This is a genomic window from Kiloniellales bacterium (genome assembly GCA_030066685.1).
Classification (GTDB): domain Bacteria; phylum Pseudomonadota; class Alphaproteobacteria; order Kiloniellales; family JAKSBE01; genus JAKSBE01.
In genome coordinates, this window is record JASJBF010000019.1 from 1 (window position 1) to 24589 (window position 24589).

23 protein-coding genes are annotated in these 24589 nt (G+C 69.3%); 9 read left to right on the forward strand and 14 right to left on the reverse strand.

Features of this window, described 5'->3' with window-relative positions:
- Positions 1-254, forward strand: a 254-nt coding sequence (locus QNJ30_12140) for an ATP-grasp fold amidoligase family protein (GenBank protein MDJ0944212.1), incomplete at its 5' end; no start/stop codon positions are given.
- A gap of 80 nt (positions 255-334) precedes the next feature.
- Here the strand turns inward: QNJ30_12140 and QNJ30_12145 are convergent.
- The 6 genes from QNJ30_12145 to QNJ30_12170 form a co-directional block, all read right to left on the reverse strand.
- Positions 335-544 carry a hypothetical protein gene (locus QNJ30_12145; protein MDJ0944213.1) on the reverse strand — a complete coding sequence of 70 codons (210 nt, stop codon included), beginning with the start codon at positions 542-544 and terminating at the stop codon, positions 335-337.
- The gene (locus QNJ30_12150) at positions 544-918 is read right to left on the reverse strand and encodes a hypothetical protein (GenBank protein MDJ0944214.1); all 375 of its coding nucleotides are present in this window, start codon (positions 916-918) and stop codon (positions 544-546) included. The genes QNJ30_12145 and QNJ30_12150 overlap by 1 nt, the downstream gene beginning before the upstream one ends.
- Positions 915-1121: a hypothetical protein gene (locus QNJ30_12155; protein ID MDJ0944215.1), complete on the reverse strand. Its 207-nt coding sequence runs from the start codon at positions 1119-1121 to the stop codon at positions 915-917. The genes QNJ30_12150 and QNJ30_12155 overlap by 4 nt, the downstream gene beginning before the upstream one ends.
- 133 nt (positions 1122-1254) lie before the next feature.
- Positions 1255-1434 (reverse strand): hypothetical protein, encoded by a 180-nt coding sequence (locus QNJ30_12160; GenBank protein ID MDJ0944216.1) that lies wholly within the window; start codon positions 1432-1434, stop codon positions 1255-1257.
- Positions 1435-1465: 31 nt separating this feature from the next.
- A complete protein-coding gene (locus QNJ30_12165; protein ID MDJ0944217.1) occupies positions 1466-1864 on the reverse strand; it encodes a hypothetical protein in 399 nt (132 codons plus the stop codon).
- Positions 1865-2139: 275 nt separating this feature from the next.
- Positions 2140-2835, reverse strand: a complete 696-nt coding sequence (locus tag QNJ30_12170; protein MDJ0944218.1) for a sulfotransferase — start codon at positions 2833-2835, stop codon at positions 2140-2142.
- Between the two features lie 202 nt (positions 2836-3037).
- Here QNJ30_12170 and QNJ30_12175 point away from each other — a divergent pair, with 202 nt between their 5' ends.
- On the forward strand, positions 3038-4009 hold the full coding sequence (locus QNJ30_12175; GenBank protein MDJ0944219.1) for a glycosyltransferase family 2 protein: 972 nt from the start codon (positions 3038-3040) through the stop codon (positions 4007-4009).
- Between the two features lie 139 nt (positions 4010-4148).
- Here the strand turns inward: QNJ30_12175 and QNJ30_12180 are convergent, their stop codons facing one another.
- Positions 4149-4589, reverse strand: a complete 441-nt coding sequence (locus tag QNJ30_12180) for a DCC1-like thiol-disulfide oxidoreductase family protein (protein ID MDJ0944220.1) — start codon at positions 4587-4589, stop codon at positions 4149-4151.
- A gap of 484 nt (positions 4590-5073) precedes the next feature.
- Here QNJ30_12180 and QNJ30_12185 point away from each other — a divergent pair, with 484 nt between their 5' ends.
- From QNJ30_12185 to QNJ30_12205, 5 genes are all read left to right on the forward strand, one after another.
- Positions 5074-6222, forward strand: coding sequence for a glycosyltransferase (locus QNJ30_12185; protein ID MDJ0944221.1), 1149 nt, complete (start codon positions 5074-5076; stop codon positions 6220-6222).
- Positions 6223-6458: 236 nt separating this feature from the next.
- Positions 6459-7898 carry an exopolysaccharide biosynthesis polyprenyl glycosylphosphotransferase gene (locus QNJ30_12190; GenBank protein ID MDJ0944222.1) on the forward strand — a complete coding sequence of 480 codons (1440 nt, stop codon included), beginning with the start codon at positions 6459-6461 and terminating at the stop codon, positions 7896-7898.
- 158 nt (positions 7899-8056) lie between these two features.
- Complete coding sequence (locus QNJ30_12195; protein MDJ0944223.1) at positions 8057-9253, forward strand: glycosyltransferase; 1197 nt, start codon at positions 8057-8059, stop codon at positions 9251-9253.
- A gap of 339 nt (positions 9254-9592) precedes the next feature.
- Complete coding sequence (locus QNJ30_12200) at positions 9593-10429, forward strand: hypothetical protein (protein ID MDJ0944224.1); 837 nt, start codon at positions 9593-9595, stop codon at positions 10427-10429.
- Positions 10430-10568: 139 nt separating this feature from the next.
- Complete coding sequence (locus QNJ30_12205) at positions 10569-11531, forward strand: sulfotransferase (protein MDJ0944225.1); 963 nt, start codon at positions 10569-10571, stop codon at positions 11529-11531.
- A gap of 655 nt (positions 11532-12186) precedes the next feature.
- Here the strand turns inward: QNJ30_12205 and QNJ30_12210 are convergent.
- From QNJ30_12210 to QNJ30_12220, 3 genes are all read right to left on the reverse strand, one after another.
- Positions 12187-15192: a right-handed parallel beta-helix repeat-containing protein gene (locus tag QNJ30_12210; GenBank protein MDJ0944226.1), complete on the reverse strand. Its 3006-nt coding sequence runs from the start codon at positions 15190-15192 to the stop codon at positions 12187-12189.
- Between the two features lie 84 nt (positions 15193-15276).
- On the reverse strand, positions 15277-15717 hold the full coding sequence (locus QNJ30_12215) for a hypothetical protein (protein MDJ0944227.1): 441 nt from the start codon (positions 15715-15717) through the stop codon (positions 15277-15279).
- A complete protein-coding gene (locus QNJ30_12220) occupies positions 15714-16253 on the reverse strand; it encodes a hypothetical protein (GenBank protein ID MDJ0944228.1) in 540 nt (179 codons plus the stop codon). Before QNJ30_12220 ends, QNJ30_12215 begins: the two co-directional genes overlap by 4 nt.
- A 274-nt stretch (positions 16254-16527) precedes the next feature.
- On the opposite strand from QNJ30_12220, the gene QNJ30_12225 reads away from it, so the two are divergent.
- Complete coding sequence (locus QNJ30_12225; protein ID MDJ0944229.1) at positions 16528-16761, forward strand: hypothetical protein; 234 nt, start codon at positions 16528-16530, stop codon at positions 16759-16761.
- Positions 16762-16792: 31 nt separating this feature from the next.
- Here QNJ30_12225 and QNJ30_12230 read toward each other — a convergent pair whose 3' ends face one another.
- Complete coding sequence (locus tag QNJ30_12230; GenBank protein ID MDJ0944230.1) at positions 16793-17845, reverse strand: hypothetical protein; 1053 nt, start codon at positions 17843-17845, stop codon at positions 16793-16795.
- Between the two features lie 211 nt (positions 17846-18056).
- Between QNJ30_12230 and QNJ30_12235 the strand changes: the two genes are divergently transcribed.
- Complete coding sequence (locus tag QNJ30_12235) at positions 18057-18608, forward strand: hypothetical protein (protein MDJ0944231.1); 552 nt, start codon at positions 18057-18059, stop codon at positions 18606-18608.
- Positions 18609-18632: 24 nt separating this feature from the next.
- On the opposite strand, the gene QNJ30_12240 is transcribed toward QNJ30_12235, so the two are convergent.
- Genes QNJ30_12240 through QNJ30_12250 form a run of 3 tightly spaced genes read right to left on the reverse strand, consistent with a single transcriptional unit; the run spans position 18633 to position 24581 of the window.
- A complete protein-coding gene (locus QNJ30_12240) occupies positions 18633-21122 on the reverse strand; it encodes a hypothetical protein (protein ID MDJ0944232.1) in 2490 nt (829 codons plus the stop codon).
- A gap of 23 nt (positions 21123-21145) precedes the next feature.
- The gene (locus QNJ30_12245; protein ID MDJ0944233.1) at positions 21146-21586 is read right to left on the reverse strand and encodes a hypothetical protein; all 441 of its coding nucleotides are present in this window, start codon (positions 21584-21586) and stop codon (positions 21146-21148) included.
- A 16-nt stretch (positions 21587-21602) separates the two neighbouring features.
- Positions 21603-24581, reverse strand: a complete 2979-nt coding sequence (locus QNJ30_12250; GenBank protein ID MDJ0944234.1) for a choice-of-anchor R domain-containing protein — start codon at positions 24579-24581, stop codon at positions 21603-21605.
- Positions 24582-24589 lie beyond the last annotated feature (8 nt).

Here is a 24589-nt window from a genome sequence, read left to right on the forward strand (position 1 = left end):
ACTACCCGGCCGGGGGCCTGGACCCGCGGCCCGAGCGCCTGGGCGAGATGTTCCAGCTCGCCGAGCGCCTGGCGGCGCCCTTCTCCTTCATGCGCGTGGACTTCCTGGTGGCCGACGGCCGCCTGAAGATCGGCGAGCTGACCAGCCTGCCGGAGAACGCCGTCGGCGTCTTCGCGCCGAAGGTCTACGACCAGCGCCTGGGCCGCCTCTTCGCCGACCCGAAGCTCGAGATCGAGGCCGTACTGGAAGCCTGACGCGCGCGCCGCAAGGAAAATGGGCCGGCTCCCCCTGGTCGCACCCGGGAGAGCCGGCCGGTGGTTGCGTTCTGGTGCCGTCAGTCGCTGCGGAGCTGCCGGCGCAAGGCCTCGAGCTCGGCGTTCAGGTCGGACCATTCGGCGGCGGTGGGATTGCGGTCCTCGACGACCATCAGCGCAACCGCGTCGCGGCCGCTCTGCAGGGCTTCGACGGCGCCGCGGATGCCGCGGACCGCCAGGGGCACGACCTCGTCCAGCAGCAGCAGGGCGAACTTGAGAGCCTCGGACATCACAGGACTCCTTCGTCGATCAGGACCTGCCGGAGCACCGCGACCGCGGCCCCGGCGGATTCGAGCGCGAGCGCCACGGCGCCCTCGGAGGCGGCCGGCGAGCGCACCACCTGCTCGGCCCCGTCGAGGGCGAGCTCCGCTCGGCGGTCGGCCCGGCGCAGCAGCTCGACCACCTCTGGCTCGGAGCAGACCGGTGTGGTCTCGCTCGGGCAGCGCGGCAGGCTCTCGTAGTCGACCGCCAACGCCAGCACGGCCCGGTACTCGGACTTGAGGGCGAAGACCCGCTGCGCCGGGGTTTCCGCCTCCAGGCTGGCGCAGGCCGCGACGAGCGCGAGCAGACCGGATGCCAGCAAGGCGAGGACGGGCCGCGTCATGCCGCAGCCCCCAGCTTGGTCAGATTGCTCTTCAAGAGTGTCCGGCCGCCGCCGTAGCCGAAGGCCAGGCTGGCCAGGAGCGCGATGTGCTCGCCGGGGATCGCCACCTGGGGCGTCCCGTTGGCGACCACGATCGCGAAGAGCAGCAGGACCAGCCAGAACTCGCTGGTCTGCAGGCCCTTGCGGACCACCGTTTCGTGCATGCTTCCTCCATGAAAAAGGCCGCCCCGAAGTGGGCGGCGGATTGTCGCCCCGGAGACGGGGCGATCGATGCCGGCCGCGCGCAGCGGCCGATCGGGACGGGGGGCTGCGCCGCGCCCTTGCGGATCCGGGCGCTCAAACGCCGGTCCAGAGCCGAACCGCGATCGCGGCCAAGGTCGTCACCAGGCCGCCGTAGAGGATCTCCAGGCGCAGCAGGCGGCGGTTCAGGGTGCCATAGCGCTCCCGGCAGAGGGCGACATGGGCCGGCAGGCTCTCGGTCTCGACGTCGCCGTGGGCGCGGCAGACCGCGGTCATTGCCGGAGGGCCTCCGCGCAGGCGCCCGGCCTCAAGACTCGCGTCCCCTCTGCTCGCCCGGGACTTCGACCGGAGCGGCCGGCCGCCAGCCCTCGCCGGCGGCGACGAGGCAGCTGATCCGCCCCGGCGCCCCAGCGCTGGGCGGCCGGGTCATGAGGATCGAGAAGCTGCGGCCGCCGGGGCTAACCAACAGCTCCAGCAGGGCGCCGTTTCCGGTCAGGCCAAGGGCTCGCGGCGCCTCGCCGTAGCCGTCGGCGAGTCGCTGGACCAGGATTTCGCGGGGCGCGCAGGGCGCCGCCGCCGCGCCTTCGGAGGAAGGCCAGACCAAAAGCGACCCCAGTCCGAGGACCAGGCCGGCCAGGGCCCGGTGCCCCGCAGGTCGGCCGCCGCCGGCCGTGGCGCGGCGGAGGGGATTGATGGTTTGAGACATGCTTCGACTCCTTTTGCTGTGATGTCGGCAACGACGGGCCGCGGGGCGGCAGGCCCGGCGGCGGGAAGACCAACTCGGCTTATCGGTGGGATGGAGGTGCGTCTGGGGCGCTTGACACCGTGGGCGGTACGTTTAGCCGGCGCCGGTGCCGAGCGCACTTCCCAATCGGACGCCTTCGCGTCTGGCCGGGAGTGGTGCGCTAATAGGTTGAAGGTAGGTCAATGAATCCGGCCAGACGGATCGCGAAGCGAGTCCGTCTGGCCGGATCTAACGCCCTAGGCGTTAGGCGCGGGGCGGTGCTTGCGCAGGCGCCGCCGGATCGGGTCCTTGATCGCGCGCGGCAGGGCGCGCTTGATCGGGGCCGGCGTCATGCGCGAGATCAGGCGGCCGAAGTCCGTCAGGCTGTGGTTCTGGACCGTGTAGTGATCTGCAGCCGAGGGCTCCAGCCCGGCGAAGGCGCAGAGCCGCCGCGGCGAATCCCTCTCGATGTCGAAGACCAGCAGACGCTCGGCCGGGATCGAGTCCTGGACCGCTTCCAGGTGCCGGTCCCAGTCCCGGCTCCAAGCCTCGACAACCGCTTCCCGGTCGGGCAGCCCGTGGACGCTTCTGTAGAGCTCCGCGAAAGAGCGCGGTCCCAAGTGCGACAGGTGGTCGAGCCGGCTTGCGATCCATGTTTCCTTGGGCCGGACGTTGAGGATGAACATCGCACCCTCGACCTGTTCGGCGATCTCGCGGAAGTACTTGTAGGCCTCGATGTACTCCGCCTCGCCCATGCACTCCATGTCGGTGAAGGCGTCGTAGGCCTCGTAGCCGGCCAGGATGAAACGGCCGGCCTCGAGGTTCTGCTTCATGCGACGGGCGAGCCGGCCGTCGTCCCAATGAACGCAGGGCAAACCGTTCGCGGCGAAGAAGTGCGCCAGCGACGAGGTGCCGCACTTGTTGAAGCCGATCTGGAAGTACTTCTGTGCCATCTCTGCCAAAGTGCTCTGAACGCGGACCCGACCGAGGCCCGATCCTAGCACAGCCGGGGGCCGCAATGCCGGCCGGGCGCAGCCTCCGACCCCAATGCCGAACTCTTGCAGAGGCCTTGAATTCTTGCTTGCCTCTGCTCTATTATTTCAGGTCTTCAAATAAAACGGAAGACAAATCCGAACTCAGGGGGCGTTACGCGGGGTGGTTACCGTATCTGTTGTCATACCGGCCTACAACATGGAGCGCTACGTCGAGCGCGCGGTCACCTCCGCGCTTTCGCAGAGCCTTGCCGATCTCGAGGTTCTGGTCGTCGACGATGCCTCGCAGGACGGAACGGCGGCGATCGTGGAGCGCCTGGCGGCCGCCGACCCGCGGGTCAGGCTGATCCGGCTGGCGGTCAACGGCGGCCTCAGCGTCGCCCGCAACGCGGCCATCGCCAAGGCCCGGGGCGAGTGGATCGCGATCCTGGACGCCGACGACTGGTACGCGTCCGAGCGCCTGGCGAAGCTGGTCGCCGCCGGCCGTTCGGGCGCCGCCGATCTGGTCGCCGACAACCTCTTCTACGTGATGGAGGGATACCTGGCGCCCTGGCAGACGCTGGTGCCGCGGCGGGGCGCCAGCCCCTTCCTGCTTTCCGCCGAGGACATCCTGCGCGGCTCCCGGGCCGGCTATCCGAAGACCCTGGTGTCGATCAAGCCGATGTTCCGGCGCGCCTTTCTCGAACGCCACGGGATCCGCTACCGCGATTCCCTGCGCTCCGGCGAGGACGGCGACATCCTGCTGCGCTGCCTGGCCAGGACGCCGGGGGTGCTGATGCTGCGCGAGCCGCTCTACCATTACCTGGTCCGCCGGAGCTCGCTCAGCCACACCATGACGGCCGACCCCCTGCTCATGCTCAAGAGCCTGAACGGGGAACTCCTCGAGCTCTACCGGGAGGCGCCGGAGGTGTGCCGCTGGCTGCGGCGACGGCCGGAGAGGATCGACCGCTACCTGGTGATACGGGAATTCCAGGAGGCGCTCGGCCGGCATCGCCCGGGCCGGGCGCTGGCCGTCCTCGCTCGAAACCCCCGGATCCTGCCGCACCTGGCGATCTACGTCGGCTATGGCCTCGGCTACCGCCTGAAGCGCCGGGTTATCCTGGCTTTCCTGCCGAAGGCCCCGGCAGGCGCCTGACGGGGCCCGCAGGCGCCCGCCGAGGACCGGAGCATGATCGCCTCACAGCGCAGCGACCTGCCGCGTGAACCATGCTCCAACCTGTTGAAGTAGAGCGGGATTCAGATTTGAAGTCCGTTCGTCTTCAAATCATCCCGCTCTAGGTTTCCCGCTGAGCGCCCGGGCCGGACGCCGCGCCGATCTTGTCCCGGCCGAGCAGGCGGAGGACCGCGTTGCGACCGGCGCGCAGCACCGGATAGAGCCGGCGGGCGGTGCCGGGATTTCGGAAGACCGCGGCGCAGAGCCGGTTGACCGCGCCGCCGCCGCCGGACAGCAGGGCGAGCATGTGCATGCAGTCGCCGCCGTGATAGATCTGCCCGCCGTAGAGCAGAACCATGCCCTCGTCGAGGTCATAGCCCGCCGCGCTCAGCCGCGACACCAGCGGCCCGCCTTCGCGGGCGTCGAGCAGGGTGACCGGGCCGACGGCCTCGCGCAGCCTGACCAGCCCGGCGTAGCGGGTGCAAAAGGGACACTCGCCGTCATAGACGACGACGGCGCCGTCGCGAAGCTCCGCCGACCGGGCTGCGGTTTCCTGTTTCATAGGACGAATATAGCAAGCGCCGAGTGGCTTTAAAGCGCAGCCTGCCGGTCATCCGCAAATACTGCCGCGTGCACCGAGGCGTCCGGGCATCGGCCCTGCCAACTAAGACAAGACCAGCGCCCCTTGAAGCCGGGCTTTCATTTCAATATTACTTCGATTATTACTTATCCTGATAAATATTCCGTTGGGGGGCGGAAACCATGGACAGCCTTGCGACGATCGGTATCCCGGCCGGCCGGGGGCCCGAAAAACGGCGAGATCGGTGGTCTTGCCGGCCTCGCGCCGCCGCGCCCGGGCGGCTTCCCGCGCTGCCGCTCGCCAGGTAAAGGCATCTTTCGCGGCATGATCTCATCAAGAAATGGAAGCCGGTCGGACGCCCCTCTCCGCCTCCGGCGACCGTCGGGGGCAGGGTCGGCGCCGGGCGCCGGAACTGGGAATCGCGGGCCGGGCGGCCCGGTCATCGAAGCGGACCCGGGGCGAGGCCTTGCCTGAGCCCGCCGTAAAGGATCCGAAGCCGAAGATCGCTTTCCTGCTGCCGGATCTCGGGGGCGGCGGCGCGGAATCGATGATCGTCCGGCTCGCCAACGCCTTCGCGGCCCGCGGCTACCGGGTGGATCTGGTCGTCTTCCAGGCCGAAGGGCCGAACCACGCGGCGGTGTCTCCGGGGGTCCGGGAGATCAGCCTGGGCGTGACCTGGTGGCCGGCCTCGCCCCTCGCGATCCGCCGCTACCTCAGCCGCGAGCGGCCCGATCTCCTGATCTCGGCGCTGTTCCATGCCAACATCTTCGCCCTGACGGCGCGGCTGCTGCTGCCCTTCACCGCAACCCGCTTCGTGGTGACGGAACGCAACATGCTGTCGGTTCACGTGCGCTATTCGAAACGCAAGACGCGGCATTTCTTCTTCCTGGCGGCGCGCCTGCTCTACCGCTTCGCCGACAAGGTGGTCGGCGTTTCCAGAGGCGTGGCCGAGGACATCGGACGGATCGCCCGGCTGCCCGCGGACAAGGTGACCTGGATCTACAACCCCACGGCCTCGCCCGAATGCCTGGCCCGGGCGGAAGCGGCGGTCGACGACCCCTGGCTGGACAAGGCGAAGCCTCCGGTCATCCTCAACGTCGGCCGGCTGGAACCGCAGAAGGACCAGGCAAACCTCTTGCGGGCCTTCGCCAAGCTGCCGCCGGATCAGCGCGGCAGCCTGCTGATCCTGGGTGCCGGCAGCCTGCAAGACGAGCTGGAGGGGCTGTCGCGAGAGCTCGGGATCGACCACCAGGTCCGCTTCGCGGGCTATATCGACAACCCGCTGGCATACATGAGGCGGGCGGACCTCTACGTCCTGTCCTCGCTCTACGAGGGCTTTCCCAACGCTCTGGTCGAAGCCCTGCTCTGCGGCCTGCCGATCGTTTCGACCGACTGCCCTTCGGGCCCCGGCGAGATCCTCGGGGCGAACGAGTTCGGTCTGCTCGTCCCCGAGCGCGATCCGGAGGCCATGGCCCGGGCGATCACCCGCTCCCTTGCGCGCCGCTGGAACCCGGAAGGCCAGAGGTCGCGGGCGCTGGAGTTCTCGCTCGAGCGGAGCGCCGACCAATTCGAAGAGCTGGTCCGGCAACTCTGGCGGCCACGGGCGCAAAGTTAACGCCGGGCTCCGGCCGGAGCGCAGAGCCCCGCAGGGATCGGGATATTTCAATACGTTAGGCGCCAATACCCGTTGCCGCTTTGCAGTCGAGAGGCGGCAGACCCCGAAGAATTCGCCGGCCTTTTCTACAAGATCAAGATTCGATGGAGACAACGCGAAGCATTAGTGCTAATACTTCGTAAAAAAGGGCAAGGCTCTTTGGAGGGCGAGACTTTGCACAGGGGGGAACTCGGGCAATGGCCGAGTCACGGGGGACTCTGGCGGGCGTAGCTTCGGCAACCGGCCTCGGTAGAACGGAAAACGCAGGACGGCGCAACGGGCGCGCGCAGTCCGATTGGCAGATCCTTGCGGCAGACGCCCTGATCGTCGCCCTCGGCTACGGCCTCTTGCATCAAGCAGCGCCTCCGGCGCTGACCCTGATGCTGGCGGTGGCTGCAGCGCTGGTGGCGGTCGGGTGGTTCTGGCATCGCGGCCACTACTGCCGCCGAAGGTCGGCCTCGGACCGGCTTCGCGACATCGCCTCCGTTGTCGCCGTCCTGGCGGCGGTCGAGTTCTTCGCCGGGCGGCTCGGCCTGGCCGGCGTCCTGCCGGTCGCGGCGCTGCTCTTCGCCTGGGCCGCGATCGCCGGCGGCCTGCTGATCGGGCGCTCTGCGATGCGGCGCTACCTGCAGTGGCGCGGGCTCTGGCAGCGACCGACCGTGATCTTGGGCGGGGGCGCCCGGGCTCGCCAGGTTGCCGACGCCGTCGCGGGCAACGACGCACTGGGCCTTCAAGTGACCGAAATCTTGCCCTTTGGCGATCCGCAGCCCGGCGGCGCGGTCGGGTCGGCCGGGCGCGACAGCCTGGCCGAACTGCTGCTGCGCTTCCGCGAGCACGTGATCCTGATGGCGCCGGAGCCGAAGCAGATGGCGGCAATCGACAAGCTGGCCCCGTCCCTGACCGTGCTCTGGCCGATGGTTGGGATCGCGGTGCCGCTCTACAACACCCTGCCGGCCGGGGCGCGCGCCCAGATCCTTCTGGACAACGAGACGATCCTCCTTTGGGCCACGAACAGCCTTTCGCAGCGCCGCTCGAGGATCGCGAAGCGCGGCGTCGACATCCTGGGGAGCGGCTTCGGCCTCCTGCTGTTCAGCCCGCTGTTCCTGGCGCTCTGGCTCTGCGGGACCCTGACGCGGCAGCCGGTGTTCTACGGGCACCGGCGGATCGGGCGCTTCGGCCGGCCCTTCACCTGCCACAAGTTCCGCACCATGGTCCCCAACGCCGCCGAGGTCCTTGAGGAGCTGCTGGCCCGCGACCCGGCGGCCCGGTGCGAGTGGGACGCCACCTACAAGCTGAAGGACGACCCGCGGGTCACCCGGATGGGCGCCTTCCTGCGCCGGAGCAGCCTCGACGAGTTGCCCCAGCTCTGGAACGTGCTGAAGGGCGACATGAGCCTGGTCGGCCCGCGGCCGATCGTGAAGGACGAGCTCAAGTACTACGGCGACCATCGCCAGAACTACCTGAACGTCAAGCCGGGCCTGACGGGCGTCTGGCAGGTCAGCGGCCGAAACGACACCAGCTACGACTATCGGGTCTCCCTGGACCGCTGGTACGTCACCCATTGGTGCCTCTGGTACGACGTCGTCATCATGGCCAAGACGATCGGCGTGATGGTGAACCGCAACGGCGCCTACTGAGCCGCCGGCGAGGCGAGCGGAAGCGGCCGGGCTGGAGCCAGATGGTCGGTGTGTTTGCAGGCTGGTCGATCTGGGCTTGAGCGCCGCGAGGCCCGGGGCGCCCCAGCCCCGACGGCCCGGTTGGAGATCGACGGAGTGAAGATGACAGGAATCAGGCCATGACGGCGGCGCGCCCCGGAAAGCTCCTGCTGGTCACCCGCGACGTCGACGGCGGCATCGGCCAGCACATCGTCGACCTGGCCGAAGACATGGCGGCGCGCGGCTGGGAGGTGCACTGCGTCCGGGCCGCGCGCAGCGACGGCCACGTGACCGGCCACAGCGCGCGGCTCGACCGCCTGCCGGGGGTTATGGTGCACGCCATTCCCATGGCCCGCGCGATCGGCCCCGGCGACTGGCGCAGCTACCTGGCCTTCCGGCGGGTGGTGCGGCGGCACGGGCCCTTCGACATCGCCCACGGGCACGGCGCCAAGGCCGGGGTCTTCGTGCGCCTGCCCTGCCGGGGCATCGGGGCCAGGGTCTACACGCCGCACGGCCTGATCACGGTCGATCCCACGATCGGCCGGGGCCGCAGGGCCGTCTACGGCGCGATCGAGGCGGTCCTGGCCCGCTTCCGGACCGACGCCCTCCTGGCGGTCTCGACCAAGGAGCGCGAGGAGGCGCTGCGCCTGGGCACTCGGGAGGCGGTCTGCCACAAGATTCCCAACGGCCTGGCGGCGCCGGACCTCCTGCCGAGGGCGTGCGCGCGGGCCGAGCTCGGCCTCGGCCCCGAGCACCGGGTCGCGCTCTTCGTCGGCCGCTTCTGCCATGCAAAAGCGCCGGAGCGCTTCCTCGACCTGCTCGCGGCGCTGGCGCCCGAGCGGCCGGATCTGCGCGGGGTCGTGATCGGCGGCGGCGAGCGCCGGCCGGCGCTGGTCGCGCGCGCCGCGGCGCTGGGCCTGACCGATCGCCTGGTCTTCTTCGAGACGGCGAGGGCCGCGGCCTACATGCCGGCCGCCGACCTCCTGCTGGTCCCCAGCCGCTACGAAGGCTTCGCCTACACCATGATCGAGGCGCTGGCCGCCGGCCTGCCGATCGTGACCTACGAGGTCGGCGGCGCCGACGACCTAGTGCTGCGCGCCCACAACGGGCACATCGTCCCCCAAGGCGACGCCGCGGGCCTGGCCTTTCGCGCCGCCGAGATCCTGGACGAGCCGGCGGTGGGCGCCCGCATGTCGGCGGCGGCCAGGGAGCGCTATCGGCTGTTCCAGCCGGCCGAGATGCTCGACCGGATCGCGCGGGTCTACGAGCGCCTGCGCCCGCGCCCGGCCGGGCGGGCGGCCGGTCGGCCGGCGCACGCGGGGGGAGCCGGCTCGTGATGGCTCGCCCGGACCCAAGCGCGGGGCACGGGCTCGAGGCCGCGCGGCATCGCGATGACTTCGGCAGGGAAAGACGCCGTGCCTGAGCGAAACGACTACAGGATAACTTTGACGGGCGGGCTGCCCTTCGACCCGCGGATCCCGCTGATCCCGCTCGCGATTATGTTGTTCGGACTTGCTTGCTCCATCGACCTGACCTTTGTCAGCGCGTCCATCAGCAATGATTCCAATCGCATGTTGGATCAGCTTTGGTTTGCAACAGACGGGCAGAACGGCAGCGGTTCATATTACTATACGTCGTTGATATTTCATAGCATTCCAGGATCGCTACTGTTTTTTTTGGTCTTTCTCTTCGGGACCGTCCACATCCTGATCATCTTCGGGCGCAACGCGCACCCAGCAACACTGTTGCTCTGCCTGATCGTCGTCTTGCCGGTGATGTTCTTCCTGTCCCGCCCTGCCAAGGAAACGGTGCTCTCGCCTGTCACGTTCATTCTCCTCGGCTTGCTTTGTCTGCGGCTCAACGGCTTCGTACGAGTCCTGGCGGTCGCCGCCTGCTATCTCGTCTACGCCTACTTCATGCGCGAGTACTTCGTCATCATCGTCGCCGCCTTCCTGGCCCTGATGATCCTCGCGCACGTCAGTTGGAGTCTCAGGTCCATTTTTGTCGCGGCCGCCTTAGTCGGGCTGTCCTTCGCGCCAACGTGGCTCTTCGAGACGCTCCAGGGTACTAGGGATTTCATAAACACACTACGCTTCGCAACCCAGACCGTCGGGGCGCATAGCGCCTTCATGAACCCGCTGCCGCCCGACAGCCTGGGGAACTTCCTGATCAACTACGGCTACGCCTTTCTGCGGCTCAACCTGCCGGTCCTGTTTCAGCTCAGGATGAAGGAGGTCTTCCTGCTGACGGTCGCCCTGACGACGCTCTGGCTGGTCTGGTACGGGGCCCGTGCCGGCGGCCCGAAGGAGCGGGCCTGCGCCCTGCTGGCCCTTGCGCACATGATGACATTGAACCTCTTCGAGCCGGACTTGGGCTCCTACATGCGCCACCTGACCTCGGCGACGATCTATCTGGCCCCGGTCCTGGCCTTGCTCGACCGCCGCCTTCTCGATCGCGCCCCGTCGGCGCCGGCCAGCGCAGGGCTCGCCGCCCCCCAGGAAGCCCGACCATGACCGCAAGGCCGGCCCCGCGCCCACCCTGCCCCGCCGCAGCAGCCAAGGTAAGGGATCATGTGGTTGGGCGCCTTAGGAGCGCGCTCGAAAAAGCCGGGCTTTCTGTTGCTCGATCTCGCGAGTCGGTGAAGTACTATCAATGTCGATGATTCTCCCGAACTTTTTTCTTGTCGGCGCAATGAAGGCTGGCACGACTGCTATGGCGGCCGGGCTCGGGCAACATCCGGGTATCTACGCCTGCCCGATCAAAGAGCCGAACTTCTTTTGCAGAGACCTCTACGACAACGGCTACTTCTCGAGTGCGAGGCCGGTATCGCCGATAAACTGCAGCATCGAGACCTACCTCTCAAAGGTCCCGTTGCCGCCAAGCCATCTCGCGTTCGTCAGCCAGCGGGAGCACTACGAGATGCTGTTTCGGGAATGGTCCGGCCAGAAGGCAGTCGGCGAATTCTCCGTGAGTTATCTACTGTCCCGTGCCGCCGCATCTGAGATTGCGAAAGTGTTGCCTCGTGCACGAATAATCATCGTCCTGCGAGCGCCGCTCGAACGCGCGGTTTCCGAATTCAAGATGGGAATCACCACCGGCTCGGCATCCAGAACATTCGCCGATGCCTTGCGGCAGGAGCGACGCGAGATTGCGTCAAAGGAGTTTCCAAAGAGCGGGACCTATGTGACGGCTGGCCTCTATGCCGACCAAGTGAGACGGTATCTTGACCACTTTGGTGCCGACCAAGTGCTCATCCTTCGCCATGAGGACCTGCGCGCCGATTTTTCCGCCAGCCTTCAGTGTGCCTTCCGTTTTCTGAATGTCGACGATTCCATATCCCCAGCGCCCGTAGAGGCCAATGTCTCGATCGCGCCAAGGTCGCAGATCCTGAACAGATTCTTGCGAAGGAGTGGCCTAAAGGCGAAAATCAGACAGTACGCGCCCAGACCTATTATCGAGATGGGAAAGCGGCTCTATTATGGCACCCAGAGAGAGGATTTCGAGGAGCAGATTGCTCCGTTTCGCGGATGGCTCGCCGATACTTTCAACGAAGATCTGGAGCGCCTTCGGGCGCTGACCGGGCTCGACGTGGACGCCTGGCTTGTGGCCGAGTAGGCGCACTCGTTCTTGAAGTTGTTCGCTTCGGTCTTGGCGGCAAAGCTCGCCTTCTGCCGGCTCACTTTCACGGATCGGTTGATCCGCTCCATCTAGGCTGGTCCAGTGGGTCGAAATGGCCACCACAAGAGCGTCCCTTGTTATGAGGCATCCCAAGGTCCCTACGAAGTCATGGCGCCGGCGGCGACAGCTGGGAGAGTACTCCTATACAGCAAGGTCAATAGACCGATAGCACCACCTGGCGTGTATCCTTCCGAATTGCTCCAAACGCCTGAAGACCTGCGCCCGCTCTTGCGCTGCCCGGTGTCCGGAGAACCCTTGGGGGATGGAGCTGACAACAGTTTCGGAGTCAACGGAAAGCCTGTGCTGGTCGATTTCGATAATTCGATCTTGTGCAAGGAGAATGTATACGCCTCTGATGGCGCGAGCTTAATCACTCGTGCCGACAACAGCGGAATTAGAGGCTTCGATGGGAGCCCCGGCAGCTACTTCATCGGCGCCAAGCGCGACCGCGAGATGCGGCCAAGCGAGATCGTCGCTCTCTATCGGGGCGCCGACGCGCGATAGACGTTCTAGTCTTCCGGGCGGTCGGCCGATGCATTCGAGGCCTTGATGACCGAGCTGACCGACGGTGCGAGCCCGTAGAGATCGCGGCCTAGTTCTTGACGTTGTTGGTGTCGATCTTGGTGGCGCTGACAGCGAAGTTCCTGATGTATACGCCGCCCACGCCGGTCATCACGTTCCCGACCACCACGGTGTTGTCGCAGCCGAAGAGGTCCATGGCGTCGTCGACCGGGTTCTCGATCAGGTTGCCGGTGATGGTCAGGCCGCTGCTGTTGAAGGCGCGGACTGCGTCGAGACCGCCTTCGAAGAGGTTGTCGCTGATCACGCCCTTGACGCCCCCGGCCTCCAGCAAGCTCTGCGTCGCGCTCATCTTTATGAAGTGGTTGCCGCTGATCGACATCCGCGTGGTGTCGGTGATGATCAAGGCCTCGGCGGTCGCCGCGCCGACGAAGTGATTGTTGGCGATCAGCACGTCGTCGCCCCTGAAGACCTGCATGTGGCGGCCGTGCGCGCCCGACAGAAGGCGGATGCCGTTGCCGATCACGCGAACCCCTTGGGCGCGACCGCTGCTGAAGGCGGTGACCTCGACGGCGGCGTCGACCCAGCCCTCGACGACGATGGAGTTGCCTTCGACGGTGACGTTCTGCAGGCCGGTGGTCAGGTTGGCCGCGACGAAGATGCCGGCGTTGGAGACACTGCCGGAGTGACCGGATTGGTCGACCTCCGGCCGGTCGAAGTGGATGGTGTTGCCGACCACAGAAACGTGACCCACATCGGCCGAGGTAATGGCCGCGATGCCCCACCATGACCCGGCCTGCACGAAGTTGCCGGTGATCGACACGTTCTGCATCCCGCCCTCGGCGACGATGCTCCGGCGCCAGCGGCCGTTGCGCGCGGCGATGCCGTTGGTCAGCACGACATTGCCGGTGACCGAGACGCCCCGGTCCACGACCGGGCCGAGCTGCTCGGGGTCGGGCGCGTGGAAGTCGGGCAGGCCCTCGTTCTGGATGCCGACCCTGGCGTCGTAGCCGCGCTTCACGTGGACGATGTTGTTGGCGATCACCGCGCCGCTGCCGAAGTTCACGATCCCGTCGCCCCGGTTCTCACCCGGGCTGGAGGGTGAAGTGCCACCGCCGGCGCCCAGATTCTCCCAGACCAGGTTCCCGAGGATCCGGGTCCCGTAGATCTCCTGGCCGAGGCCGGCGCCGGCCACGTCGCCGGAGCTGACCTTGATGCCGTCGAGGAAGCGGCGGACGATGTTGGCCTCGATCCGGCAGCGGTTGGCGGTCACCAGGATGCCGCCTCTGACCGTGGTGTCGGGGTTGTCGTCGTCATGCTGCTCGGTCGGGTTGTCGAGGTAGAGCCCCTCGATACTGGCGAGGTCGGCGCCCTTCAGGACGTTGATCAGGGCGTTGTCGGTCGACCCGCCGAGGTCGAGGCCCGGCTTGGCGATCAGCCGGCCGCCCATGCCGATCACCTTCTGGCCCTCGGTCGCGACGGTCAGGCGGTCGGTGATGTAGTCGCCGTTTGGCACCACGACCGTCTTGCCGGTGTCGATCGCCGCCTGGACCGCCGCCGTGTCCTCGGTGCCGTAGAGGAACCGCGCGGTGCCGGCGATCGAGGCGCCGGCGTTCGCCGCCAGGGTCGCGTCGCCGGCCGAGACGCTGGCGATGGTCGAGACCAGCCAGCCGTGCGCCGTGCCGCCCGAGACGTAGGCGTTGGCGAAGTCGCTGCCCGCCAGGTCGAAGGCATCCAGGCCGGCGCGGACGATCTCGAAGCTGCCGTTGGCCTCGACCGTGCCGACGATCCCCTTGATCGTGATCACCTGGCCGGGATTGAAGCCGTGCGCCGTCGCCGAGATCCGGATCCGGCCGTTCTTGAGGATGCCCTGGTCGAGGACCGGATTGGTCGTGTAGACGGTCGTGAGCCGGGCCCGGACGTAGTACAGGCGCTCGCCGTTGACCGCCCGGTTGATCTGGTTCGTCGCCCAATCGCCGGGCAGGGTCCAGGTCACGTCGTGGCTGCCGGGCGCCGCGGTGAAGCCCGAGGTGCCGTCGGTCAGGCCGGGCAGCGCCGACCAGGCCGCGCCGTCCCAATACTCCCAGGACACGGCCCCGCCGACGCCCGCGGTGCCGATGTCGATCGCGAGGCCGGTGAAGGTCTCGGCGTGGCCGATGTAGAAGGCGTCGCCGACCGCCTCGCTCGCCGGGAAAGGCTCGACGTCGCCGGCCGCGCCGTCGTTGAAGGCCGCGGTCAGGTCGACGAAGGTCCCGGCCGATTGGTCCTCCTGCGAGGCCGCGTCGACCGGCGCCGCGGCGGCGCCGGCGACGGGCACGCCGGCGGTGCCGGCGCCCTCGACCGCGACCACCTTGCCGACGTCGGCGTCGGTGAAGGTGACGCTGCCAGAGCCCAGGACCGCCGAGCCGTCGGTCACCGTGCCGTCGCTCAGCTCCATCGCGTCGCCCTTGGCGCCGTGGAGCTTGACGTTCTCGGCGGTGAGCGCGCCCAGGCCGAAGAGGTCGGCGAGGCTGCGGGCCGCGCCGGCGCCGGTCGGCAGCACGGTCTTGTCGCTGACGTCGGCGGCCTCGGCGGTGCCGGCCAGCAGCGCCGGCCTGCCCTGGGCGTCGAAGCCGAGGTAGCGGCCGGCGCGCAGGCTGTCGATCGGCAGCTCGAGACCGCCGACCTGGGCGTCGGTCGCCGGCACGCTGAAGGCCCGGGCGTCGAAGGCGGCCAGCTGGGCGTCGCGCAGGGCCGCAAGGTCTAGGCCCTCCTCGACCTGCGTCGTCGGGAAGGCGCCGCCCAGGGGGAAGGCCTTGTCCTGGGTGAAGGGCAGGTCGAGCGCGATGACCAGGGTCTCCCCGGCCCGCGGCCGGTGGTCGACCGGCTCGGTGAGCACCGTCAGGGTGCCGCCGCCGTCGCCGCCCGCGCCGGAGAGCGCGTACTGGCTGCCCTCGCTCCAGGGCGTCTCAAGGCTGGCGGCGTCGCGCAGGGTCACCTTGACGTGGGCGTTGTCGACGAACTTGAAGGGAATTGGAAAGACGCTGGTCGCGCCGTCGCCCTCGTAGCGGACGCGCGAGCCGGTCGTGCTGACGGTCATCTCGGATCTCCGGATCGAAGTGGGTCTCTGTCGGGTCTTTGATCGGAACCGGGCTGCGCCGGCGCGGCGGCGCAGCGGCCGGGGTCAGGCCGGCAGGCGCTGCAGGCGGGGGCCCTCGGGGCCCCGATCGGCGACCACCAGGGTGACGTGGCAGGGCCGCCGGCCGCCGGCGCCGGCGGTCACCAGGATGCGGTCGAAGGGGGCGAGCCAGGCGGCGACCGGCGCGAAGTAGCCCGGGGCCAGGACCCGGCAGAGTGGATCGGGGGTGATGTAGCCCCAGAGGTTGAGGCCGTTGGCGCCCTCGCTGAGCCGGTGCAGCTCGGCACGGCGGACCTGCGCCGGTGCTGTAGCCGGGGCGCGGACCCGAACGGGGGCGTCGTCCGGGGCCGGGGCTTCGGCCGGCGGCGCGACCTCCGGCCGGCAGGGTCCGCGGCCGACCGGGCCGGTTTCGGGACCGGGGCCGCGCGGAGCCTCGCCCCGGCACCTCGCGCCGCGCCGGCGGCCGCCCGGGAAGCCGGGCCTCACGGCCGCCCCCCGCCGTAGCGCCGGGCGTAGAGCCGCGTCAGGGCGCGCTGGGTGCGCTCGCTGCGGTATTCCTGCGGCCGGGCGAACTGCAGCCCGTGCAGGCGGTCGATCTCGGCCTCCAGCGCCTCCAGGGCCGCGCCCTCGGGCTGCGGCGCCGGCGCGGCCGGGCCGTCCAGCAGCCGGCCGACCTCGGCCGCGACCCGGATCAGCGCCGGATGGTCGCCCAGGCCGCTGTCCTCCAGGGCCCGCAGCAGCTCGGGCGAGGCGAAGGACCTGACCGCCCGGCGGGCCAGGTCGAGCTGGGCCGGCAGATCCTCGCCCCAGTCGGCCTGGAGGGCCCGGGCCGCCTCCGGATCGGCCGCCGTCATGGCGGCCAGGACCGCGGCCTCCGCGGCCGGGGGCTCCGGCTCCGATTCGGCCGGGCGCTCCCGATCGCCGTCGTCCCGCGGCCGCGCCGCCCCGGACGCCGGTCCGGCCGGCCCGCTTTCGAGAAGAGCCTCCGGGCGCCCCTCGCCCGGATTCGCGCTGTCCTGCATGCTGCATTCCTTTCTCTCGCTGGTCCTGCTGCGCGGCCGCGGCCGGCGCCCGACGGCCTAGAACCGACGCGCGAGCCCTCCTCGCGGGGCCGGCACGGCGCAGGGCCCACGCCGGATCGTCGGGTCCGCCCGCGCGGTACCTCGGTCGAAGCAGGAAGTTGATGATATTTCTGCACTATTTCGCCGGGCGCAGCGCGGCCGGCGCCAAGACCGCGGCCCAGAGAACCGCTCCGGGCTCCCCTTTGCGGCCACTGGGCCGCCCAATTCCCCTTGCTTGGCGAAGGGGACGGCGGATGGTCTAGGCCGCGCCAAGAACCGCTTCGGGCGGACCCGGCGCCACCGCAGCGTCGCCGAGGGCTGCGACGACTGCGTTTTCTTCACCCGGACCTGGGGCGGCCAGCGCGGCCGCTACGCGATGGACGGCTACCACTGGATCCCGCAGGACGTCGGTCTCACCCCGGAGTTGATCCAGGCGGTGATCGACGGGGTCGGCGAGAAGAAGGGCTGAGCGCCGACCCCTGCACCGCCGGAGCCTACCCCTACATGTTCAGCATGGCGGCCAGCAGCGAGCCCTTCGCGGTGGTGTTGAGCGCGCCCTTGGCCTGACGGACGTCGGAGATCTCGAGCGGCAGGCGGGCCTCGCGGATCGCCGCCTCGAGCAGCGGCCCGAAGCCCTTGACCGAGGCGGTACCGCCGGCGAAGACCACCGGGACCGGCAGCACCAGCTTGGGCATGCGCTTGGTCTCCAGCAGCTCCCGCTGCAGGGCCTCGACCACGGTCTTGATGACGTCTTTGTAGTAGATCGAAAGCGCCCGATCCATGGCGGTCGCCGGGCGCCCGGTCAGGTCGAAGTCGTCGCTTTCCTTGTGCAGGCGCACCGTGGTCGGCGTCTCGCCGATCACCGAGGCGGCCTTGAGGTCGATGTAGTCACCGGCGTGGGTGGTGCAGAAGTTCAGCACCGGCATGCCCAAAAAGGCGACGCAGACGTTGCACAGGCCGCCACCGAAGCTCATGCCGATCCCGGTGAAGTCGGACTCCTTGAGCGCGGTGTAGACCACGGCCAGGCCCTCGTTGACGCTGTCCGCCCGGTAGCCCAGGTCTTCCAGGACCTCGCGCAGGGCCTCCTCGTGGTAGGTCAGCTCGCCCTCTCGGCCCTCGGGGGCGCTCGGAATGCTGTAGCTGATCCGCTCGTCGCCCACCGCCGGGCCGACCAGCGCCCGGACCGCCAAGTCGATGACCTGGAGGTTGCGCGGCTCCCGCGGGTTCAGGAGGCCGGTATCCATGGGCCGGCGCATGGTGCCGCCCATGATGTTGGCGAACTCGTCCGCCCGGTTGCCGAAGACCAGGATCTCGTCGTCCTCGACGTGGTGCAGGATGCCCTCCTGCTCGAGGGTCGAGAGGGTCATCTTGGCGTAGGGCAGCGCTACGAAGGCGTTGAGCTGCTCCTCGAAGACCGCGCGGTCTCCGGCCATGGTGGCGGCGACGATCCGGCTGGTGCCCAGGTCGAGCCCCTTGTAGGTGACCTTCTGCTTTGCCGGCCCGCCAGCGGACCCCTTCCTTTTCGCGAGTCCGGCCGTCTTGGTCTCTGCCATCTTCTGTGTCGCTCCTCTGCGCGTGTTTGCCAAGTCGCGCTCCGGCCCCCGCCGCCAGGCTCGCGACTCCGCGCAGGGGATTGGACCGCCGATCCCGGCCAGCATGGGCGCCCCGCTGTGAGGAAAATGTGGCTTCTGTACGAGAAGCGAGGGGCGGCCGCGGCGCGACGGCGATGACCGGAGGCCGCGCCTCGGGCATAGTCGCCCAACCATGCCTAGGCTCGTGATCCCGCTTCTCCTCGCCCTGCTCGCCGGCTGCAGCAGCGGCGCCGATCTGGGCGAGGAGTGGATCGCGGTCACCGAGGCGGACTTTCCCCTGGTCTTTGCGCCGGACGAGCTAGAGGGCGCCATCGCCCGCTATCTCAGGTCGACCCGCTACCGGAACGGCCGGGCGATCCTCACCCACCGGGCCAGCTGGAAACGCGCCGGCGCGCGGCTGCCCCGGGCTGCCCTGCGCCTCGAACAGTACGGACCCGGCTTTGTCCTCGCGCAGAACGCCGAGCAAACGCTGACGCGGGCCGTGGCCTCGGTCTTCGCGGGCCGGCGGCCGCTGATCCTGGCCCAGGATCAAGGTGTCAACTCGCTCGGAAGCTTTGACTACCTGCGGGTGCGCGACGGCGAAGCCGAATGCGCAGTCTTCGTCCAGAGCTGGCGCCGCCGGCGCATCCTCAACACCCTGGTCGGCCACTACTGCGTCGCCCCGGACCCCGGCCTGACGGCGGCCCGCATCGAGAGCGCTCTGCGCAGCCTCAGGGAGAAATGACGCCGGAAGGACTCGGCCAAGGATCTACGACTGGTTTCTCGGTTCCGCCGCTTCGGTCTGCGATTCTAAGACCTTTCGGGCCGCTCTTTCGCTGGCGGCTATGCCGAGGGCGATGAAGGCTTCGGCGACCGTCATGACCTCGCCCGCCGTGTCGTGGCGCAACTGACGGTGCCAGCCCACGAAGACCTGGACGAGCTCGTCGACTTCGGCGTGGGTCAGGCGCTTGGATCGCACCCCATTGGCGTGATTGCGCAGGAGCCGTTCCGCCTCCTTCTCGATCACGTCTTCGGGAACCTCGTCGAACCCGTAGCGCAAGACCTCGTAGTCCACGGCCGATATGCCGCCCTCCGTCACCAGGTTCTTCCCGCTTCTCTGGGCCTGTTCGACTTCGAGCTTGCCGTCCACTTGGTTCCAGGTCAGCCGTGCGTTCCCCAGCTTGAACTCGAAAATCGTCCCCTTGGCGCCAGCCGTCGGAAGGATGAAGCTGTTGGCGAAGATCCGGAAACCGTCGGAAAAGCCGTTCCTGGAGACGGCGTCGAGGACCGTCTTCTTTCCGGAAGCGAGCAGGAGCTTGTCCTGCCCGGTGGTCACGACATCCATACCGGCGTTCTCGAGCAGCCGCACGAAATCCAGCTCGACCGGCTTTCCTTTCAGGTGTGGCATCAGGCCCTTGAGCAGCTTCTTCTGGTCGGCCGTGAGTTGCGGCCAGACCTCAGCGAAGGCCTCGTCCGCTTTGATGTGGCGAACAAAGTCGGGCGTCCTGCCCCGGCGCCGGGCGACGGCAATCATGCCGTGGAGCTTCTTGAGCCGGTCGGAGGTGCGCATTGCCACCGCAACCTGCCGCGTCCGCAGTGCGCGCCGAGTCAGCGTCCGAAGGGTCTTGAACAGGGGTCCGACGGCCGGCAGGGCGCCCGCGGTCGCCAGGGCGCCCAGGAGCCCCTGCTTCGCCGCCTCGCCCAGGTCGCCGCGCGCCAGGGCCTCGGCCATGGCGTCGAAGCTCTCGACCGCGTCGCCGGCGCTGCGGATCTCGCCGATGATGGGCAGGACGTCGAGCAGAAGCTCGCCCCAGGCGACGGGATCCTCGGCGATCTCCGGAAAGAAGGTCGCGATCAACCCGGCCCGGACCGCCGCCGGATCGGCACCCTCGCGGATCGCGGCTCTTGCCGCGAAGACCGCGTCCCGGGCCTCTTGGGCGCTGAGCGGCTCGGAGTGCGCGGCTCCAGGATCCAGCACGAGCGCCGGTCCCGGATCCAGCCCGAGCGCCTGATCTATCCTGTCGCGCAAGACGAAATCGGATTCGAGACTCTCGATCAGCTCGTCGATCAGGTCGAAGCGCGCGCGCACCTCTTCCGGGTTGCGGGCGATGGCCCGCGCGACCGACCAGGTCACTGCCGCCAGCGGCGGCTGACCCGGCTCGCCGATCGCGATCTTGCCGTCGTCCTGGAGGCTTAGCGTAAGGCCGGTGGTCGCCTCCAGCGCCGCGAAAGCGGCCCGGTCCTCGCGGCGCTGGTCGTTGTAGTCGCGTCCCGAGCGCAGCCGGTCCCGCAAGGCGCGGAGCGAAGCTTCCGCGGCCTGCGCCCGGCTCTGGCCAATTGGGACCAGAAAGTCGCTCCCGTCGCCGAGCCGGGCCCGGGCGAGGTTGTTGAGGCGCTGCACCGTGAAGGGATCGTCCGCGAAGGCCGCCGCAATGCGCTCTTCGAGCCCAGGCAGGTCTTCGGGCGCGGCGGCGAGGATCTCTTCGACCAGGCCGGCCAGGAAGGCCGAACGCTCGGCGTCGAGGCCCGGGCCGGTCCAGTCGTCCGTCACGCCCGGTGCGACCGACGGGCCCGGCGATGCCGAGCCCGTGGCACCGGGATTCGACGACTGCGACGGCGGCTCCACCGCGTCGCTGCCCTCCGGGCCGGTCGCCCGCCCCGCCTCGCCGAAGTTCCCTGCCCTGGGATAGGCCGCAGCCGCCGCGTCGACGCTCAGAGCCCCCGACCAGTCGTCGATGCCAAGTCCGACCGCCGGGTCCACGGAGTGGAGGCGATGATGCTCGAAGCGCTCGAACAGGCGCCGGGCGCCGGGCCGTTCGTCGAGCGGCAAGGCCTCGACGAACTCCCCGAAGGCCTTCGGCCATTCCTCCAGGAAGGCGTCTTCCAGGCCCTTCATCATATCGACGCGGGTTGCCAGGTCGGCCTTCTGGAAGCTCTGGACCAGATCGGCGCGGCTCTGATTGCTCAGGAGCCTCGTGGGCGCGATCCCGGCTTCCTCCTGATAGAGGCGCGCCAAGCCATGCCCGACCCGGATCTCATGGTCGCGGCTCGCGAAGCGGCCCTGGCGTCGCAGGTGGTGCATCTTGGTCTGGAGCTGCTCTTCGACGTAACCGCGCGGATCGAGTTCGAAGCGCCGGCGTTCCTTCTCGGTCAGTTCCAGAATCTCGGACCGGTTGTCGCCGATGAACCTCCCCGCCTCGGAGGCCATGGGATCTCGGCCCTTGGTGGCCGGGGCTCGGGATATCGGGATCTGCGTCATGGGTTCCTTCCCAAACGGCAAGGTCAAAAGGAGAGCGGCGCCGTGAAGCGGCGCGCGTAGAGCCGGAAGTCCGGGTCGCCTGACGGTGGCGCCGGGCCCAGCAGTCGGAAGCCGAGGCGCTCGAGCCAGGCCCGGCCGGCCGGGTAGTCGGTGCGGACGGCGGCCTCGATGCGGTCGAGGCCGAGCTCGGCGGCGATCGCGGGCAGGCGGCTGAGGACCCGGCGGTGCAGGACCAGGGGCCGGCCCAGCAGCTCCTCGCCAAGGATCGCCCAGGCCCGCCCGACCCGGCCGCCCGGCGGGGCCAGGACGCCGGCGCAGCCCAGCGGCCGCCCCGCCTCCTCGGCCGTGTAGGCCCGCCCGGGCGGCAGTGGCAGGCCCTGCAGGCCGGCGAGCTGCCCGGCGGTCAGGGCCGGGGGATCCAGGCGCGCCAGGTCGGCGAGCCGGAAGGGTCTGACAGTGATCATGCGCGGCCTGGCCCGGTCAGATCACGTCGCGGGTCTGGAGCTCGGGCGCGATGGCCAGCAGGGTGAAGGGCAGTGGCGCCGCGCCCCGGATCACCAGGCGCGGGTCGCGGTCGTAGTCGCCCGGGAAGCTCACCCGGTACTCGCCGGAGAAGAGCGGAACGGCGCTGTCCATGGCGTCGCCGACGGTCCGGAAAACCAGGGGCTCGAGCGCGGTCTCGTCGGGGCCGACCCGGCCGTCGAGGGCGTGAAGCAGGACCAGGGTCACGCCGTGGACCCGCTTGACCTTGCCGACCGAGGTCCCCGCCGCGGCGCCGACCGCCAGCTTCAGGCTCCGGAAGCTGTGGGCGTAGGGCAAGCCGACCACGACCTCGCGCGCCGGGGTGCGCAGCTCGATCCGGCCGCCGGCGACGACCCGTTCGGGATGGACTGCACCGTCGGCCAGCACGGCGACGGTCTCGCCTTCCAGGTGGTCCAGGCCGGTGATCGTGGTGACCGGCGCGGGAAAGCTGCCGCTCAGGCCGCTGTCGACGAAGAAGGCACGCTTCTGGGCCTCCAGCACGGCGCTGCGCCAGGCGGCCTCGTCGGGGAAGTCGCTGCGCTCCGGCCCCTCGAAGCCGGCCTCCAGGACCTCGAGGCTGCGCCGGGTGGCGCCGTCGATGTGCCGCTTGACCAGGAACCAGACCTCGTCGCGGCTCTCCGAGCCCGTGGCCGCGCTGCCGGGGATCACCGCGATGCTCTCGACCATCGCCCCGCCGTCCTGACCCCCGTCCTGGTAGCGGCCGCCAAGGAACTGCCGGGACCAGCCGATCACGTCCTGCTCGCGCAGGTAGGTCAGGGTCGCGAGCTGGCCGTCGCCGCGCAGGCACCACAGCAGGCTGTCGGGCTCCTCCTGGTAGGCCAGCTCGACCAGGCCGCCCTGGGTCACGTGATCGGCCAGCAGGGTCAGGTCGGGGGCGCGATAGCCGTCGCTCTCGAAGCTGTAGGAGAACTCCCGCACCTTGCGCCTGGCCCTCTGGAGAAAGAGCGCGACGTTGCTGATCCGCGCCGGCGCCAGGTCCGCGCTGCCGTGGGAGGCGTGCTGCTTGACGTCGATGTCGCTGGGCGTCAGCACCGGACCGTCGGAGGAGATCACCCATTCGCCCCCGGCGGTGCCCATGAAGAGCTTCCGGCCCGGCGCCAGCCAGCGGATCGCGTTGACCCGGGTCGCAGCGATGGTGAAGTCGAGGGCGTCGTCGTCCTGGACCTCGACCGCGCCACCCTCCAGGCTGTCCGGCCGCATGTTCTCCAGGTCGGCGGACTGGGACAGCCAGAAGGTCTGCGACTGGCTCCGGGTGTTGGCAGCGGCGAAGCGCTGCTCGAAGAAGGTCACGGTCGAAGGCTGGCCGGTGGTCTCGGACCAGGCGCCCAGGGCCCAGTCGACCGCCGCCGTGGTCGCGGCGAAGGCGCGGCGGACGTCGACCCGGGCCTCGGTCTCGGACACCACCTCGGCGATCACGCCGTAGCCCCAGTCCTCGCCGTTCTTGATCCGCAGCAGGCGGCCGACGTCGGTCGCGACGAAGGGCGCGTGGCCGGCCGCGGTCACCGTGACGCCGAGACCGTCGGTCGCCCCCGGCTGCAGGGTCACGCCGGCCTCGGCGTTGGTGTCGCCGTAGGGGCCGTCCTGCCAGGCGACCTCGACCAGGGACCAGGAGCTGTGCCCGCTGCGGGTCAGCTTGTGCACGGCACGGTCGGGGTGGGCGAGGTACATGACGTCGGCAGACTGGGCCCACTTCAAGGCCGGGAGCGCCGCCTCGTCGTAGGGCGAGGCCAGCTCCAGCGGCTCATCATCGAGGATTGAAATATCATCAATTTCAATTATTTTTGCCTTTTCATTCAGAAACTGAACGAATATGGAAGTGACCTCCGGCGTAAAGGCAATGCAGTGCCGGCCCTTCAAGAACCCGCGCTCGGCGAGGACGTCCGCGCCGTCGGAGGCGGTGCCGATCCGCAGCCTGACCTCGTCGCCGGCCAGACCGCGCACCTGGAAGCAGAGCACGTGCTCGCGGCCGGTCTGGCCGAGCGTGACCGCCTGCTCGGCGACCGCGGTCTCGCCCGCGGCGCCGCGCAGTGCCAGGACGCCATCGGCCTGGCTGCCGACCCGCAGGCCGAAGCGCCCCGTGGTGGCGAAGCCGTCGGTGATGTCGGTGATCACGTCGTTGGCGCCGAAGTCGCCCTCCGGCTGGCCGTTGGCGACCGAGATGGACACGTCGCCGGCGCCGCCCGAGGTGTCGCTGAGGACGACCCAGTAGAGCGTGTCGGCCTGGAGCTGCGGGACGTTCGCCGACCAGGTGAAGCTCTTGATGCCGGTCGCGTTCAAGGCGAGGACGTCGCTGTCGCCGCCGACCTGGCTGCCCGGATTGCCGAGGTCGTTGGTGTAAATTCGCGCCACGGCATTGAAGGCGGTGCCCACCGCGCGCAGGTCGACCTTCACGTCCAGGACCTTACCGTCGATGGTGTTTCGGAGCAGCACGCCGCAGTGCCTGCGGTTGGCGACGCCGTCGCCGATGGCAAGGGTGTTCGCATGGGCCGCCGTCAGATAGCCGTCCTGCTGCGCGCCGACGAAGACGTGGGCGATGTCCGCGGCACCGCTGCTGAGATCGGTCCAGCCAGAGATGTCGCTGTCGAAGCCGCCGTTGACGATGGCCGCGCCGGTGGCCTCGGCCAGGATCGGGCCCTGGTTGCGGAAGAAGCGCAGCCGCCGGTCGCCGGCCTCGATGACGTAGGCCTGCAGGGTCGAGAACTCGAAGGGCAGCAGCCGGCCCTTGACCGCGCTGTCGGCGGCGGCCGCGACGAAGCGGGTGCCGGGCCGGCGGGTCGCCCCGCCCTGGGGCAGCGGGATCATGTTGCGCAGGACCTCGCAGCCGGCCGGGTACTTGCCGAAGTCGACCCGCGCCGCCATGCGGGGCGAGAACTCGCCAGCGTTGAGCGCGGCCTGCAGGGGATTGGCTTTGGGCATGTCTTACA